Source organism: Polaromonas sp. (assembly GCF_031411155.1).
Taxonomy (GTDB): domain Bacteria; phylum Pseudomonadota; class Gammaproteobacteria; order Burkholderiales; family Burkholderiaceae_C; genus Polaromonas.
Genome location: NZ_JANOAL010000204.1, coordinates 1 through 13,269, shown reverse-complemented (window position 1 = coordinate 13,269; position 13,269 = coordinate 1). Strand labels below are relative to the sequence as shown.

The 13,269-nt window shown below is 64.0% G+C and carries 14 protein-coding genes; 8 read left to right on the top strand and 6 right to left on the bottom strand.

What is annotated here, in order from left to right; all coding sequences use genetic code 11:
• The first annotated feature begins 4 nt into the window (after positions 1–4).
• The 4 genes from ntrB to RMO23_RS12805 are packed head-to-tail and all read left to right on the top strand — an operon-like array spanning position 5 to position 3,155.
• Positions 5–706 carry a nitrate ABC transporter permease gene (ntrB, locus tag RMO23_RS12820; RefSeq protein ID WP_309682064.1) on the top strand — a complete coding sequence of 234 codons (702 nt, stop codon included), beginning with the start codon at positions 5–7 and terminating at the stop codon, positions 704–706.
• Positions 703–1,518 carry an ABC transporter ATP-binding protein gene (locus RMO23_RS12815; protein ID WP_309682062.1) on the top strand — a complete coding sequence of 272 codons (816 nt, stop codon included), beginning with the start codon at positions 703–705 and terminating at the stop codon, positions 1,516–1,518. Before ntrB ends, RMO23_RS12815 begins: the two co-directional genes overlap by 4 nt.
• Before the next feature lie 24 nt (positions 1,519–1,542).
• Positions 1,543–1,920: a hypothetical protein gene (locus RMO23_RS12810; RefSeq protein WP_309682061.1), complete on the top strand. Its 378-nt coding sequence runs from the start codon at positions 1,543–1,545 to the stop codon at positions 1,918–1,920.
• A 20-nt stretch (positions 1,921–1,940) separates the two neighbouring features.
• Positions 1,941–3,155 (top strand): MFS transporter, encoded by a 1,215-nt coding sequence (locus RMO23_RS12805; RefSeq protein WP_309682058.1) that lies wholly within the window; start codon positions 1,941–1,943, stop codon positions 3,153–3,155.
• Between the two features lie 13 nt (positions 3,156–3,168).
• Here RMO23_RS12805 and RMO23_RS12800 read toward each other — a convergent pair whose 3' ends face one another.
• Positions 3,169–4,194 carry a LacI family DNA-binding transcriptional regulator gene (locus RMO23_RS12800; RefSeq protein WP_309682056.1) on the bottom strand — a complete coding sequence of 342 codons (1,026 nt, stop codon included), beginning with the start codon at positions 4,192–4,194 and terminating at the stop codon, positions 3,169–3,171.
• A gap of 172 nt (positions 4,195–4,366) precedes the next feature.
• On the opposite strand from RMO23_RS12800, the gene RMO23_RS12795 reads away from it, so the two are divergent.
• From RMO23_RS12795 to RMO23_RS12780, 4 genes are all read left to right on the top strand, one after another.
• On the top strand, positions 4,367–4,873 hold the full coding sequence (locus RMO23_RS12795) for a gluconokinase (protein WP_309682054.1): 507 nt from the start codon (positions 4,367–4,369) through the stop codon (positions 4,871–4,873).
• Positions 4,870–5,373: a TRAP transporter small permease subunit gene (locus RMO23_RS12790; RefSeq protein WP_309682051.1), complete on the top strand. Its 504-nt coding sequence runs from the start codon at positions 4,870–4,872 to the stop codon at positions 5,371–5,373. Before RMO23_RS12795 ends, RMO23_RS12790 begins: the two co-directional genes overlap by 4 nt.
• A gap of 6 nt (positions 5,374–5,379) precedes the next feature.
• The gene (locus RMO23_RS12785) at positions 5,380–6,672 is read left to right on the top strand and encodes a TRAP transporter large permease subunit (protein ID WP_309682049.1); all 1,293 of its coding nucleotides are present in this window, start codon (positions 5,380–5,382) and stop codon (positions 6,670–6,672) included.
• A gap of 84 nt (positions 6,673–6,756) precedes the next feature.
• Positions 6,757–7,776 (top strand): TRAP transporter substrate-binding protein, encoded by a 1,020-nt coding sequence (locus RMO23_RS12780; protein ID WP_309682047.1) that lies wholly within the window; start codon positions 6,757–6,759, stop codon positions 7,774–7,776.
• A gap of 97 nt (positions 7,777–7,873) precedes the next feature.
• Here the strand turns inward: RMO23_RS12780 and RMO23_RS12775 are convergent, their stop codons facing one another.
• From RMO23_RS12775 to RMO23_RS12755, 5 genes are all read right to left on the bottom strand, one after another.
• A complete protein-coding gene (locus tag RMO23_RS12775) occupies positions 7,874–8,188 on the bottom strand; it encodes a DUF3303 family protein (RefSeq protein WP_309682046.1) in 315 nt (104 codons plus the stop codon).
• Between the two features lie 336 nt (positions 8,189–8,524).
• Positions 8,525–9,229 (bottom strand): pyridoxal-dependent decarboxylase, encoded by a 705-nt coding sequence (locus RMO23_RS12770; protein ID WP_309682044.1) that lies wholly within the window; start codon positions 9,227–9,229, stop codon positions 8,525–8,527.
• 265 nt (positions 9,230–9,494) lie between these two features.
• On the bottom strand, positions 9,495–10,037 hold the full coding sequence (locus tag RMO23_RS12765) for a hypothetical protein (protein ID WP_309682043.1): 543 nt from the start codon (positions 10,035–10,037) through the stop codon (positions 9,495–9,497).
• A 440-nt stretch (positions 10,038–10,477) separates the two neighbouring features.
• Entirely contained in the window at positions 10,478–10,828 is a 351-nt protein-coding gene (locus RMO23_RS12760) for a hypothetical protein (RefSeq protein WP_309682041.1), read from the bottom strand.
• 336 nt (positions 10,829–11,164) lie between these two features.
• The gene (locus tag RMO23_RS12755; RefSeq protein ID WP_309682039.1) at positions 11,165–12,919 is read right to left on the bottom strand and encodes a bifunctional protein-serine/threonine kinase/phosphatase; all 1,755 of its coding nucleotides are present in this window, start codon (positions 12,917–12,919) and stop codon (positions 11,165–11,167) included.
• Positions 12,920–13,269 lie beyond the last annotated feature (350 nt).

The window sequence follows — 13,269 nt, the reverse complement described above, 5'->3', positions numbered from 1 at the left end:
CTCGATCCGCAGTACCTCGGGCTTTCCCTCGCCGCTAGAGACGTTCAGGCAGGCGGTCACCGTGTTCAGCGATCCTTTCTACAACAAGGGGCCGAATGACCAGGGCGTGGGCTGGAACGTACTGAGTTCATTGCAGCGGGTGGCGCTGGGCTTTGGCCTCGCGGCGCTGGTGGGCATTCCTGCGGGTTTCGCGATTGGGCGATTCGAGTTCCTCTCGCGCATGTTCAACCCGCTGATCAGCCTGCTGCGCCCGGTGTCGCCGCTGGCCTGGCTGCCGATCGGCCTGCTGGTGTTCAAGGGCGCCAACCCTGCCGCCATCTGGACCATCTTCATCTGCTCGATCTGGCCCATGGTCATCAACACCGCGGTCGGCGTGCAGCGCGTGCCCAGCGACTACATGAACGTGGCCAAGGTGCTCAACCTGTCCGAATGGAAGATTCTCACCAAGATCCTGTTCCCCGCCGTGCTGCCCTACATGCTGACCGGCGTGCGCCTGGCCGTCGGTACCGCCTGGCTGGTGATCGTGGCCGCTGAAATGCTGACCGGCGGCGTCGGCATCGGCTTCTGGGTCTGGGACGAGTGGAACAACCTCAACGTCAAGAACATCATCATCGCCATTTTCGTCATCGGCATCGTCGGCCTCGTGCTGGAATACGCGCTGATCAAACTGGCTACCGCTTTTACGTTTGAAGAGGTGAAATCATGAATGCATCACTGACCACCAAGTACATCGAAATCCAGGGCGTAGCACAAACCTTCAAGACCCAAAAAGGTCCGTTCTGCGCGCTGCAAAACGTCAACCTGACGGTCGCCAAGGGCGAGTTCGTCGCGCTGATTGGCCACTCCGGCTGCGGCAAGTCGACCCTGCTGAACCTGATGGCCGGCCTGACCACACCCACGCAAGGCACCCTGCTGTGCGCCAACCGCGAGATCGCCGGGCCCGGCCCGGAGCGCGCCGTGGTGTTTCAAAACCACTCGCTGCTGCCCTGGCTCACCTGCTTTGAAAACGTCTACCTGGCGGTGGAGCGCGTGTTTGCCGCCACCGAAAGCAAGGCCCAGCTGAAGGCCAGAGTCGATGCGGTGCTGGCCATGGTCGGCTTGAGTGCAGCCAGCCAAAAACGCCCCGGCGAAATCTCGGGCGGCATGAAGCAGCGTGTCGGCATTGCCCGGGCGCTGTCCATGGAGCCCAAGGTGCTGCTGCTCGATGAACCGTTTGGCGCGCTCGATGCCCTGACCCGCGCCAAGCTGCAGGACGAGCTGCTGCAGATTGTGGCCAACACCCAGAGCACGGTGGTGATGGTGACGCACGATGTCGACGAGGCGGTGTTGCTGAGCGACCGCATCGTGATGATGACCAATGGCCCGTCGGCCACCATTGGCGAAGTGCTCAGCATTGAGCTGCCGCGCCCACGCAGCCGCGTCGAACTGGCGGAGAGCACGCAGTACCTGCATTACCGCAAGGCCGTGATCGACTTTCTGTATACGCGCCAGGCGCATGTCGAGAAACTGACGGCCTGATGGCGTGATGGGCAACAGCGCCGCGTGGCGCTGGCCCGCGCGCTGATCGCGCGGGCCCGGCTGCTGCTGGACGCGCCGTTTTCAGCGCTCGGCGCGCATCTGCGCAGCAGCCTGCGCAAGGAGTTCAGCCAGCGCATTGCGGACGCGGGCATTGCCGCGGTGCGGGTGACCCACGACGAACTCGATGCGCGCACCATGGCCGCGCGCGCGGTTGAGCTCAAGGCCGGTCAGCTAGCAGCGCTGTGGGCAGCCAGAACAAGCCAAGCCCCGCCTGACGCACCAGACTACAGCGCCAAGGCGCGCGGCGCCCGCCGCCCATGCACCGTAGCGGCGCCTGCCATGCACCGCTTTGGCCCGTGCAGCGCCCCGCAGTGCTGGCATGGTTCTCGCACTACTCGGTGACTCATTCACCAAGGTAGCTCATGTCCGGATTTCGCACGTTTTTAAAGAGTGGTCATTCGCCCACGCTGTTTGCCGCGTTTCTGTATTTTTCGTTTTCCTGCTGTATCTGGGTGCTCAACGGCGCCATGGCGCCCTTCATCTCGGAAACCTTTAACCTCAGCCCGGCGCAAAAAGGCCTGATGCTGTCCATCCCCATCATTGCCGGCGCGCTGATGCGTTTTCCGCTGGGCCTGCTGTCGCAGTACATAGGCCGCAAGAATGCTACGCTGGTAGAGATGGGCATGATCGCCGTGGCCATGCTGTTCGGCTTTTTCTTCGTCAAAAGTTTTAACGACCTGCTGGCCATGGGCGTGCTGCTGGGCATTGCCGGCGCCAGCTTTGGCGTGGCGCTGTCGCTCGGCTCGGGCTCGTTCCCGCCGCGCCACAAGGGCCTGGCCATGGGGCTGGTGGGCGCCGGCAACGTCGGCACGGCGGTGTCGGTGCTGGTCGCGCCGCCGCTGGCCCAGGCTTTCGGCTGGGTCACGGTGTACGGCCTGGCGGCAGCGGCCATCAGCGTGCCGATGATCGTGATGATCGTCTTTGCCAAGGAACCCGACGACCTCGACAAGCACGCCAGCTTCAAGGAACACATTGCCTGCCTGTATGAAAAAGACGGCTGGGCCTTCAGCCTGATCTACGCCGTGACCTTTGGCGGTTTCATCGGCCTGGCGACTTTTTTGCCGACTTATTACTACGACCAGTTTTCCGTCAGCAAGGTGCAGGCCGGCCAGCTCACCATGCTGGCGGCCTTCATGGGCGCGGCCCTGCGCATTTTTGGCGGCTGGATCTCGGACCGCTGGGGCGGTGTCAACACCCTCAGCGTGGTGCTGATCACCATTGCCGCCACGCTGGTGCTGTGCGGCATTTCTGGCGGCTCACTGGTGGCCACCACGCTGCTGGTGATGCTGTGCTTTGCCGCGCTTGGCGCCGGCAACGGCGCGTTGTTTCAACTCGTGCCGCTGCGCTGGCCGCTGGCCACGGCGGTGGCGGGTTCGATGATTGGCGAGATAGGCGCGCTCGGCGGCGGCCTGGTGCCCAGCACCATGGGGCTGTCGAAACAGTACGCGGGCAGCTACCTGTGGGGCTTTGTGTTCTTTGCCGTGCTCGCGCTGATCATGCTGGTGATGCTGCGGGTGATGCAGATTCGCTGGACGCGGACCTGGGCGGAGAAAGGTGGCCGGGCGCGTACCGCGTGAGCGACCTCAACGCTCAGGTACTTTCCCGCACCACGATTTCGTAACCCACATCGACGCAAGGCGTCGCCACCTCCTCGCCATTCATCAGCGCCAGCAGCATGCGCGCGGCGGCGTGGCCGATTTCGGCGCGCGGGGTGCGCACGGTGGTCAGCGACGGCAGCATCTGGTCGCTGCCGGTCAGGTCGTTAAAGCCCGCCACGGCAACCTGCCCCGGCACATCAACCCCCAGGCGCAAGGCCGACAGCAGGGCGCCCTGGGCCAGGTCGTCATTGCAAAAGAACACCGCATCGACGGCGGGTTTCTGGCCCATGATCTGCTCAAACATGCGTCCGCCCAGCGCCAGCGATGAAGGCGCCGGGTTCAGCCACTCCAGCGTCGGCTCGTAAAGGCCGGCCGCACCGAGCTCACGGCGCCAGCCCTCCAGCCGCTGCATGGTGCGCGGATCGAGCTGGGCCGCGGCAAAGGCGATGCGGCGGCGCCCGCGCGCCAGCAGATGCCGGGTCAGCGCGGCGCCCGCGTCCACCTGCGAAAAACCGACGCTGTAAATGCCTTCCAGACCCGACGCTTCCATCAGGTGAACACAGGGCACGCCGCTCTGGGCCATCAGCTTGCGCGCCGCCTCGGTGCGCTCCAGCCCGGTCATCAGCAAACCCGCCGGGCGGTGCTGCAGTTGCTCGCGCAGCAACTGCTCTTCTTCGCTGGCGTTGTAATGGGTAATGCCAATCAGCGTCTGGTAACCGGCCGGCCGCAAGGTGGATTGCACCGCTTCCAGCAAATCCACAAACAGGGCGTTGGACAGCATGGGAATCAGCACCGCCACATGCGCGCTGTGGCGCGAGGCCAGCGCGCGCGCCGCCGGATCCGGCACATAACCGAGCTTGGCCGCAGCCGCTTGCACCCGCAGCACCAGCTCCGGGTCCACCGCCCGCTCGCCGCGCAGCGCGCGCGACACGGTGATCGGGCTGACCCCGGCGGCCTGCGCGACATCGGCAAGGGTGACGCGCCCGGTGGCGCGCGGTCGGACGGCGGGCAGTTTCATGGTGATTAGGGTAACTCCGTAGTGGCGAATTCAAATATTCTCATAGGATAGCGCTATCCCAAAGCAAAGCATAGAATATTCCCAATTTTTCCGGTGATTTATTGATGGTGGCACAGTCTTCCGCCTTTTGCACCGGGTTTTCCAGACTTTTTAAGATAGCGCTATCCAAACAATGAACCCTTCAATTGTGATCATGGGCGTGGCCGGTTGCGGCAAGTCCAGCCTGGGCCTGGCGGTGGCCAGCGCCCAGGGCCTGCCGCTGGTGGAAGGCGACGACCACCACAGCGCGGCCAGCCGGGCCAAGATGAGCCGCGGCATTGCCCTGACCGACGCCGACCGCGACGGCTGGCTGGACCAGCTCGGCCAGCAACTGCGCGCCCACCCACAAGGCCTGGTGCTGACCTGCTCGGCGCTCAAGCGCATTTACCGCGAGCGCCTGCGCGCGGCCAGCACTGGCCTGCTGTTTGTGTTTCTGGACATCAGCCGCGAGCAGGCGCAGGCCCGCGTCACGGCCCGCGCGCCCGAACACTTTTTTTCCACCAGCCTGGTTGACAGCCAGTTTGAAACGCTGGAGCCGCCCAGCGGCGAGCCGGGTGTGCTGCGCGTCGATGCGCTGCTCCCGATTGCCCAGCTTCAGGCCCAGGTCAGCGCCTGGTTGCACACCAAGGAGCCCGCATGACACCCAACCCAACCCGCGAGTCCGGCCTGCAGCGCCTGACCCATGGCCTGATGGCCGCCTGCCTCGGCGTGATGGCCGTGGCGGTGTTTGTCAACGTCGTGCTGCGCTACGGTTTTGGCAGCGGCGTGGCCGCCAGCGAAGAGCTGTCGCGCCTGCTGTTCGTCTGGATGGTGTTTATTGGCGCCACCGCCGCCTACCCGGCCGGCGAACACATGGCCTTTACCAGCCTGGTGGGGGCGCTGCGCGACCGGCCGCTGGCCATGGCGCTGGCCACGGCCGTCATCCGGCTGCTGGTCATCGGCGGCTGCGCCCTGATTGCCTGGGGCGCCTGGCTGCAAGTGGTGGTGGGCCTGGACAGCCATTCGGTGGTGCTCGGCTACCCCACCGCCCTGCTGCCCCTGCCCGCCTTTTTGTGCACCCTGGCCATCGGAGTGATGGCCTTGCTGCAATTGATCAAACGAACGCCGCTGGACCTGGACCACGGCGCCGAAGTGGAGTAACGCAGCATGAGCAACGAAGGTTTGGCCTTTATCGTATTTACCGGGGGCATGCTGGGCCTGATGGGCATCGGCATGAACATGGCGCTGGCGCTGGTGCTGACGGGCGCCGGCATGGCCTGGGTGCTGGGCTTTTGGGACACCCAGCTGCTGGCCCAGAATCTGGTGGCCGGGGTTGACAGCTTTCCGCTGCTGGCGGTGCCGTTTTTCATTCTGGCCGGCGAGCTGATGAACACCGGTGGCATCAGCCGGCGCATCATTGACATGGCGCAGGCCTGGGTCGGCCATATCCGCGGCGGCCTGGGTTTTGTGGCGATTGGCGCCGCCGTCATGATGGCCAGCATGAGCGGCTCGGCCCTGGCCGACACCGCCGCGCTGGCCACCATCCTGCTGCCCATGATGCGGCTGCAGGGCTACCCCATGCACACCTCGGCCGGGCTGATTGCCTCGGGCGGCATCATCGCGCCCATCATTCCGCCGTCGATGCCGTTCGTGATTTACGGCGTGACCACCAACACCTCGATCTCGGCGCTGTTCCTGTCCGGCATCGTGCCGGGCCTGATCATGGGCGTGGGCCTGATCGTGGCCTGGAAGCTGGTGCTGCGCAAGATCGACCTGCCCTCGGGCCAGCCGCTGCCGATGAAAGAGCGGCTGCGCGCCACCGTCAAGGCCTTCTGGGCGCTGTTGATGCCGCTGATCATCATTGGCGGCATGAAAACCGGCATCTTCACGCCGACCGAAGCGGCGGTGGTGGCCGCCTTTTACGCCCTGATCGTGGCCCTGCTGGTGCACCGCGAAATGAAGCTGGCCGAGATCGAGGGCGTGCTGGTGCGCGCCGCCAAGACCACCGCCATCGTGATGTTTCTGTGCGCCGGCGCCCAGGTGGCCAGCTACATGATCACGCTGGCCGATCTGCCCGGCGTGCTGACCGGCTGGCTGGGCCCGCTGATCGAACACCCCAAGCTGCTGATGGCGGTGATGATGGTGGTGCTGGTGATCGTGGGCACCGCGCTCGACCTGACGCCGACGATTCTGATCTTTGCGCCGGTGATGCTGCCCATCGCCGTCAAGGCCGGCATCGACCCGGTCTACTTTGGCCTGATGTTCATCCTCAACGGTGCGATTGGCCTGATCACGCCGCCGGTCGGCACCGTGCTGAACGTGGTGGCCGGCGTTGGCCGCCTGCCGCTGCACCGGGTAATCCAGGGCGTCAACCCCTTCCTGATTACCTATATATTGATCCTCGCGCTGTTTGTCGTCTTTCCGCAAATCGTCATTGCCCCGGTGGCGTGGATGCGCTGAACCGGCCCATTGCCGTCCCTCCTCTTTTCTTTTTTTTCTTTTCTTTTCTTTCCTTCACCCGTTTCATCACCCCAGGAGACTTTCATGACTTTCCTTCGTCGAACCCTCATTGCCGCCACCGTCGCGGCTTCGCTCACGGCCTCGTTTGCCGCCTTCTCGCAAGACATCAAGCCGCGCCTGATCCGCTTCGGCTACGGCCTCAACGAGGCCAGCAACCAGGGCCGCGCCGCCAAGGTGTTTGCCGATGCCGTTGAAAAAGCCTCGGGCGGCAAAATGAAGGTGCGCGCCATTGGCGCCGCCGCCCTCGGCCCCGACACCCAAATGCAGCAGGCCCTGATTGGCGGCGCGCAGGAGATGATGGTCGGCTCCACCGCCACCCTGGTCGGCATCACCAAGGAGATGGCGCTGTGGGACACGCCCTTCCTGATCAGCAACGCCAAGGAAGCCGACACCCTGCTCGACGGCCCGATCGGCGAGAAGATCAAGGACAAGCTGCAGGAAAAAGGCCTGGTCGGCCTGGTCTATTGGGAAAACGGTTTTCGCAACCTGACCAACAGCAAGCGCCCCATCACCAGGATGGAAGACCTGGCCGGCATCAAGCTGCGCGTGATGCAAAACAATGTCTACCTGGACAGCTTCAAGACCCTGGGCAGCAATGCCGTGCCGATGGCGTTTTCCGAGCTCTTCAGCGCCCTCGAAACCAACACCGTGGACGGCCAGGAAAACCCGTTCAACACCATCCTCTCAAGCAAATTTTATGAGGTGCAAAAGTACCTGACGGTGACCAACCACGTCTACAGCCCGTGGATTGTGCTGGTCAGCAAGAAGTGGTGGGACCAGCTGTCGAAAGACGAGCAAAAGGTGCTGATGGACGCCGCCAAAACCAGCCGCGAGTTCGAACGCAAGGACACCCGCGAAGAAGCCGGCAAGGCCGTGGCCGACCTCAAGGGCAAGGGCATGAAAGTCAATGAACTGTCGCCCGCGGAAGCCACCCGCATGCGCGACCAGCTGACCCGCGTCTACGCCTCCATCGGCGCCAACGTCGGCATGGACCTGTGGACCGCCACGCAGAACGAGCTGGTGAAAATTCGCGCCAAGAAGTAAGCCCGCGCGGCAGGCAACGCGCCCTGCCCCGCCGCTGAGCCAAGACCACACTTTACGGTGTGGCTCCGAGGCGAATGCAAAGTGATCCTTTCGGAGGTCACTTGCTTTTCAGTCCATCGCGCCAGGCAATAGCTTCAAGTTCGACCCGGACCGCTTCCTCAACGGGAATCACAGGTCGCGCCTGGAATTCGAAGGCAGGGAAGGTCGAGCAAGCCTTGTGAACGGCCACCGGATCGTCGCAGTCCACCAGCATATGTCCACCCCACTCGCCCACTCGCACTACGAACAACTCGATCTTGAAATTTGCCGGCGCCGTCCATCGAGTGAACACCTCAAGTATCCGCTTCTGGGCATTTTCGTACTCCATAGGCGATCCTTGCTGACGTTCAAACCAGCTGATCATGTACTTCATGGGATTTCTCCTTTATTGAGTTGATGTCATCGGAACGGTAGTCGCTCAAATGGGCTAACTCAATATTGACCGCAGCGACTTGCGGCCCCTATTGGCAAGTTCAACCACAAAACCGGTCATTCGAGACCCTACTTGAATAGCAGGCTCGACTAAAAATGGCGCCAAACCCTGGAGTAGGTATGAATGATTTGGTCCGCTTGCGTAGCGATTGTCAACTCAATCGTGTGGATTGAATATCCCAATCTGGGTGGGTTTCTAAAAGACCGAAAAATGCCCCCTGAAGGGCTTGCCCACCCTGCAACGAAGGCGCCAACAACTGCCCCGCCCTTCGATTTTTCATCTGCGGTCGGACGCCTTGCCCATTTCCTCTTCCATCTCCTTCCCAATCCGCAAAACCGCTTCCAGCAGCGCATCCGCGTGCGCCCGGCCCTGGTCGTCGCAGTCAATCGCGCGTACCGAGCGGCGGCCCAGGCCCAGCACGGCGGCCGAACGTTGAATCGTGTGGTGGGCCTGCGCACTGGCGTACAGGCTGACGGGCCGGTCAACGCCGTGGGCGGCGGCGTCGTGGCCGGCTTGCTCAAAGGCAAACTGCCGGGCCGCGCCCAGCGCCAGCAAATTGGCCACCGAGCCACCGCTGCTGTAAACCCCCTGCAGCGGCGCGATGCCGCACATCGAGGCCAGCCACTGCAGCGACAACTCCTCCAGAAAATTAAAGGCGGTGTGGCCATAACGCTGCGGTGCCGCAATGCTGGCCGCTGTTGAGGCCAGCGCAGCCGCGCTTGTCGCGCCGGTGGTGATGAACGAGGTAAAGCCCGGCTTGGGCACGGCCGAGCCGTTGGGAATGACGTGGCTGACCAGTTCCTGCGTCACCTGGGCGATGCCGACGCCCTGGCGCGGCAAGGGAATATCGAGGTACTGGCGCCACTGGCTGCCGGGGTGCAGTGCGTCGGGGTGCTCAAACTTCAGGTAGTCATCCAGCCCGGCGCCAATTTGCGTCAGCAGCGCTTGCAACTGGCCGGTTTCGGCGCGGTCTTTCAGCATGGCGGTCACCTCCACGGCGGCTTACTCAAACTGTGCATCTGGTTGCGCACGCTCAAGCATGCACGGCTTGATTGTGCAGATTTTGCAGCTTTCGGGCTACTTTGGACGCCGGCATTGCTTGCTATTAAGTTCATAGCTGCTTACGCCCGTATGACGTGGGCTGGCGCCCTGTTTAGTCACTATTTTGGCAAAAATTGCATCCAATTTTCAAGGCAGACTGGCCGTGGGCGACGGTCAAGGCGACCGAGCCAGTGGCGGCAGCCATTCAATGTGCAGACAAGGTCTGCAGCACCCACACCCCCGCCGGCGGGGCATTGCGCCACACCGAACAGCTCTTGTGCCACTGAAAGCCCGCCGAAGCCTCAAACGGCGCGCGCGGCTGGTAGGTGAACTGCACCAGTCTTGAACCCGGCACCCGGCGCAGAAAGCGCTCTATGCTGGCCATCGTGACCTCGCGCAGGTCCTGCGGCAGCGAGCGAAAGGGAAGGCTGGACACCACCGCCGCCGGGTCAGGGTAGACCAGGCCATCAAGCACCTCGTGGGCCAGGTCCTGGCGCACGTCCAGCCCCAGAAACCGGATTCTGAGCTGCCGGGCCAGAACCGGCTGCAGTTCGACGGCGACCAGCGAGGCGTGCGGCAGCCGGCTGCGCAGTTCGCGCGTGACCGGGCCGGTGCCAGCGCCCAGCTCCACCACATGGCGCACCTCGCCGGTGGCCCGGACCATGGCCAGCGCCAAGTGGCGGGATGAAGGCGCGACCGCACCGGTCAGGGCCGGTTTTTTCAGCAAGTGCAACAACAGCGCAGGCATGGGCGAAGTATGCTCCGGGTTTACCCGCTGCGTGCAACGCGGTGTTCAACCTGCCGCGGGCCAGCCCGGTATGCCGGTCGCTGTTAAATACATAGCTGCCTTCGCCCGTCTATATTGGGCTGGAGCCATGTTTACCCCGCCAGCGCTGCAGGGCGGCGCGCGCGGCCTCGTAGCCGGCCTGGATCACGCGTTCCTGCGAATCCTTGGCTGACATGCTGGGGACGCTGACTGTCGGCGCAATGAGAACATCCGCCTCCGCCATTTCCGCCGCGGTGGGGCGATCGGTTTTGACGGAAGGGGCAAGGGTCGTGGCGTTTGCGGATCCCAGTGAGCAGCCTTGGCGTCAAGTCCAGCGGCGCGGTCTGCGTGGTCTGCACCGTCATGGCGCATCCGGTGGTCACCGCCGCGACCAGGGCGGCAGCGCAACAAAAAATATTGTCTCAGGCATCCTTTGGCGCGTCGTCAGCACGGGTCGTGCTTTCTGGCTTTACCAGCTCGCCGGCAGCGCCGCCGCCGATCGCGCCGGCAACAGCCCCAAGCGCGCCGCCTACCAATACACCAACCGGACCTGCAACCGCAGCACCAACGGCTGCACCTGCAGCCGAACCTGCCACGACGCCGCCGCCGATCAGAACGGACTTCGACTCCCGTTCGGCCTCCTCGGGATTGAGGCCTACCTGAGCTGCAGCGTTCGGATCTTGGGACGGAACACCATGTCCAGGAACTGCCTGCTCGGCAAGGTCTGGGTCAACAGGTTTTACGCCTGTCGGCTGAGTGGTGGATGAGTTCATGTGCGCTCCTTGGGAAAGTTAACGCGTAGACGAGCAGGACGTTCGCTGCAACACCGTTGTAAATCCCACACCACGCCGTTCGCGTGGTCCAAGAGACTGCGCCACTGTCAGACAAGCTCCAGTTGCACCGCCACCCTTGGGTGGCCAGTACCCGCAAACGCTTGCATGGCGGTCATTCGCGGAACCCGCATCACGCCACCGAGCGCTTCGGCCGGTTCAATGCGCGCTCCGTGCGTCAAAAAAGCCTGCAAGCCAGTGCGTTCATAGCTATCGAATTGATAGCTGCTAGCACCCATGAATATTGGGCTGGAGGCTTTTTTATCTCCTAATCCCGCCCTACTTCGGCAAAAACAGCAGCCAGTACACCAGCAGCAGGTTAAACAGCAGGCTGATGCCCAGCGCCAGCTTCCAGAAGGCGGTCGGGTCGCGGCGCAGCAGCGGTGTGGCGGGGGGCGCGGTCAGCGGTCGGGAGGCGCCGCGTTCCAGCGCCAGCAGCAGTTCCTCGGCGGTTTCAAAGCGCTGACGCTTGTTGCGCGCCACGGCCTTGAGCAGCACATGGTCCAGCCAGATCGGCACCTCGGGTCGCAGGCGGCTGGGCGCTGCCGGGTCGCGCCAGTAGCGGCCGGACTGGTAGGGCAGCACCTCGCCGTAGGGCAGCTTGCCGGTCAGCAGCTGGTACAGCGTGACGCCGAGCGCAAACAGATCGCTCTGCGCATCGGGCAGCTCGACCGGGCCTTCATGCGCGCGCACGCCGGCGGCGCCGCTAAAACCCCATTGCTCGGGGTTGATGTAGCTCGGCGTGCCGGCATGCAGCGCGCGCTGCGACTCGGGTTCGCGGCCCGACAGCGCCACGCCCAGGTCGAGCAGGCGCAGCACGCCGTCTTCGCCCTGGTGCAGGTTGGCCGGCTTGATGTCGCGGTGAATCACGCCCTGGCGGTGCAGCAGGCCCAGCGCCCTGGCCATCTGCGTGGCGGCGCCCAGCACCTGCGGCAGGCTGAGCTGGCGCTGCCGGTCAAACTGCTGCTGCAGGGTTTCGCCGCTGTGCCAGTCGTACAGCAGGTAAAACGCCGTCGGCGCCCGGCCGTGGGGCGGGCCGTCATGCAGATGCACCAGAAAGTCGGCCGCGCGCGAGGCCTGCATGCGTTTGGCCAGCCAGGCTTCGTGCGCCAGCATGGCGCGCTCCTCGGGGTCGTGGGCGCGGGCCGGGCTCAGGGTTTTGAGGGCATAGAGCTTTTGGCTTTCGGGCTCCCTGAGCTGGTAAAGAATGTTGATGCCGTTGTCGGCCACGGTGCCGGTTACCGTCAAGCCGTCCAGCGTGTCGCCGAGTTTGAGGCGCGCGGGCACCGGCAGCGCCATGGCCTGGCGGTTTTCGTCGTGCAGGCTGGCGTCAAGCAGCCCCAGCACCCGCACCACCATGGCGGTGGCGTTGTCGTTGCTGCCGGCGGCCAGCGCGGCGTCCACCAGTTGCTGGCTGGCCGCCTGCGCATCGGCCGTGGCCGCCACCAGCGCGCTGATTTTGGGGTCGCGCAGCGCGCCGTGCACGCCATCGCTGAGCAGCACAAACACGTCGCCCAGCTGCAGGTCGCCCTGCGAATAGTCCACCACCAGCCGGTCTTCAGCCCCCACCACGCGCAGCAACTGATGCCTGAAGTCGGGGTGATCGACCGCATGGTCATGGGTCAGCTGCGTCAGCACACCGGCGCGCAGCAGGTAGGCGCGGGTGTCGCCCACATGCGCCAGCGCATACGACTGGCCGCGCAGCACCACGGCCGTCAGCGTGGTCAGGCCCAGCGCGGGCTGGCGGCGCCGGTTGATGCTGGCCAGCCAGGCGTTTTGTGCACCAATGATGCGGTCCAGCGCCACCGTGGTGTCCCAGGTTTCGGGCGTGCCGTAGTAATCACGCACCAAACTGGTGACTGTGGTTTGCGCCGCCTCCTTGCCCATGCCGCCGGTGCTGACGCCGTCGGCAATCGCCACGATGGAGCCCATGGCCTCCTGCCCCGGCTCTGGCAGCATGGCCGCGCAGAAGTCTTCATTGCTGTCCTTGCGGCCCGCCAGCGAGGTAAACCCGATGTCGATTTCAAAACTCATGCGCCTGCCTCCTGCACCAGACTTGCAAGAACAGTGCCCAAGATGGTGCACCCCAGCCCGAACGGCCTTGCACCGCCCGGCGGCGGATGGGCGCGGTGGCGTTTTGGTGCGGCCGGCATTTCAACATCATTTTTACTATCAATTTAATAGCTGCATGGGCGCGTAATACATGGGCTGGAGGCCGATTCTGCCTCCAAAACACGGTTTTCAGAGGTTCCCAAGGCGGTGCGCACGCGCCAGTTGGCATGAGGCTTGCGGTTCACTGGCCAACTTTCAGGAGAATTGCGGTGAAGAAATCCAGACTGGTGATGGTTGGCAACGGCATGGCAGGCGTGCGCACCATTGAAGAG

What these genes read in the sequence shown, in the direction of transcription:
- RMO23_RS12815 (WP_309682062.1), top strand. Translation starts at nt 703, where the DNA reads ATGAATGCATCACTGACCACCAAGTACATCGAAATCCAGGGCGTAGCA.
- RMO23_RS12755 (WP_309682039.1), bottom strand. Translation starts at nt 12,919, where the DNA reads ATGAGTTTTGAAATCGACATCGGGTTTACCTCGCTGGCGGGCCGCAAG.
- RMO23_RS12805 (WP_309682058.1), top strand. Translation starts at nt 1,941, where the DNA reads ATGTCCGGATTTCGCACGTTTTTAAAGAGTGGTCATTCGCCCACGCTG.
- RMO23_RS12785 (WP_309682049.1), top strand. Translation starts at nt 5,380, where the DNA reads ATGAGCAACGAAGGTTTGGCCTTTATCGTATTTACCGGGGGCATGCTG.
- RMO23_RS12795 (WP_309682054.1), top strand. Translation starts at nt 4,367, where the DNA reads ATGAACCCTTCAATTGTGATCATGGGCGTGGCCGGTTGCGGCAAGTCC.
- RMO23_RS12800 (WP_309682056.1), bottom strand. Translation starts at nt 4,194, where the DNA reads ATGAAACTGCCCGCCGTCCGACCGCGCGCCACCGGGCGCGTCACCCTT.
- RMO23_RS12780 (WP_309682047.1), top strand. Translation starts at nt 6,757, where the DNA reads ATGACTTTCCTTCGTCGAACCCTCATTGCCGCCACCGTCGCGGCTTCG.
- RMO23_RS12775 (WP_309682046.1), bottom strand. Translation starts at nt 8,188, where the DNA reads ATGAAGTACATGATCAGCTGGTTTGAACGTCAGCAAGGATCGCCTATG.
- RMO23_RS12760 (WP_309682041.1), bottom strand. Translation starts at nt 10,828, where the DNA reads ATGAACTCATCCACCACTCAGCCGACAGGCGTAAAACCTGTTGACCCA.
- RMO23_RS12790 (WP_309682051.1), top strand. Translation starts at nt 4,870, where the DNA reads ATGACACCCAACCCAACCCGCGAGTCCGGCCTGCAGCGCCTGACCCAT.
- RMO23_RS12770 (WP_309682044.1), bottom strand. Translation starts at nt 9,229, where the DNA reads ATGCTGAAAGACCGCGCCGAAACCGGCCAGTTGCAAGCGCTGCTGACG.
- RMO23_RS12765 (WP_309682043.1), bottom strand. Translation starts at nt 10,037, where the DNA reads ATGCCTGCGCTGTTGTTGCACTTGCTGAAAAAACCGGCCCTGACCGGT.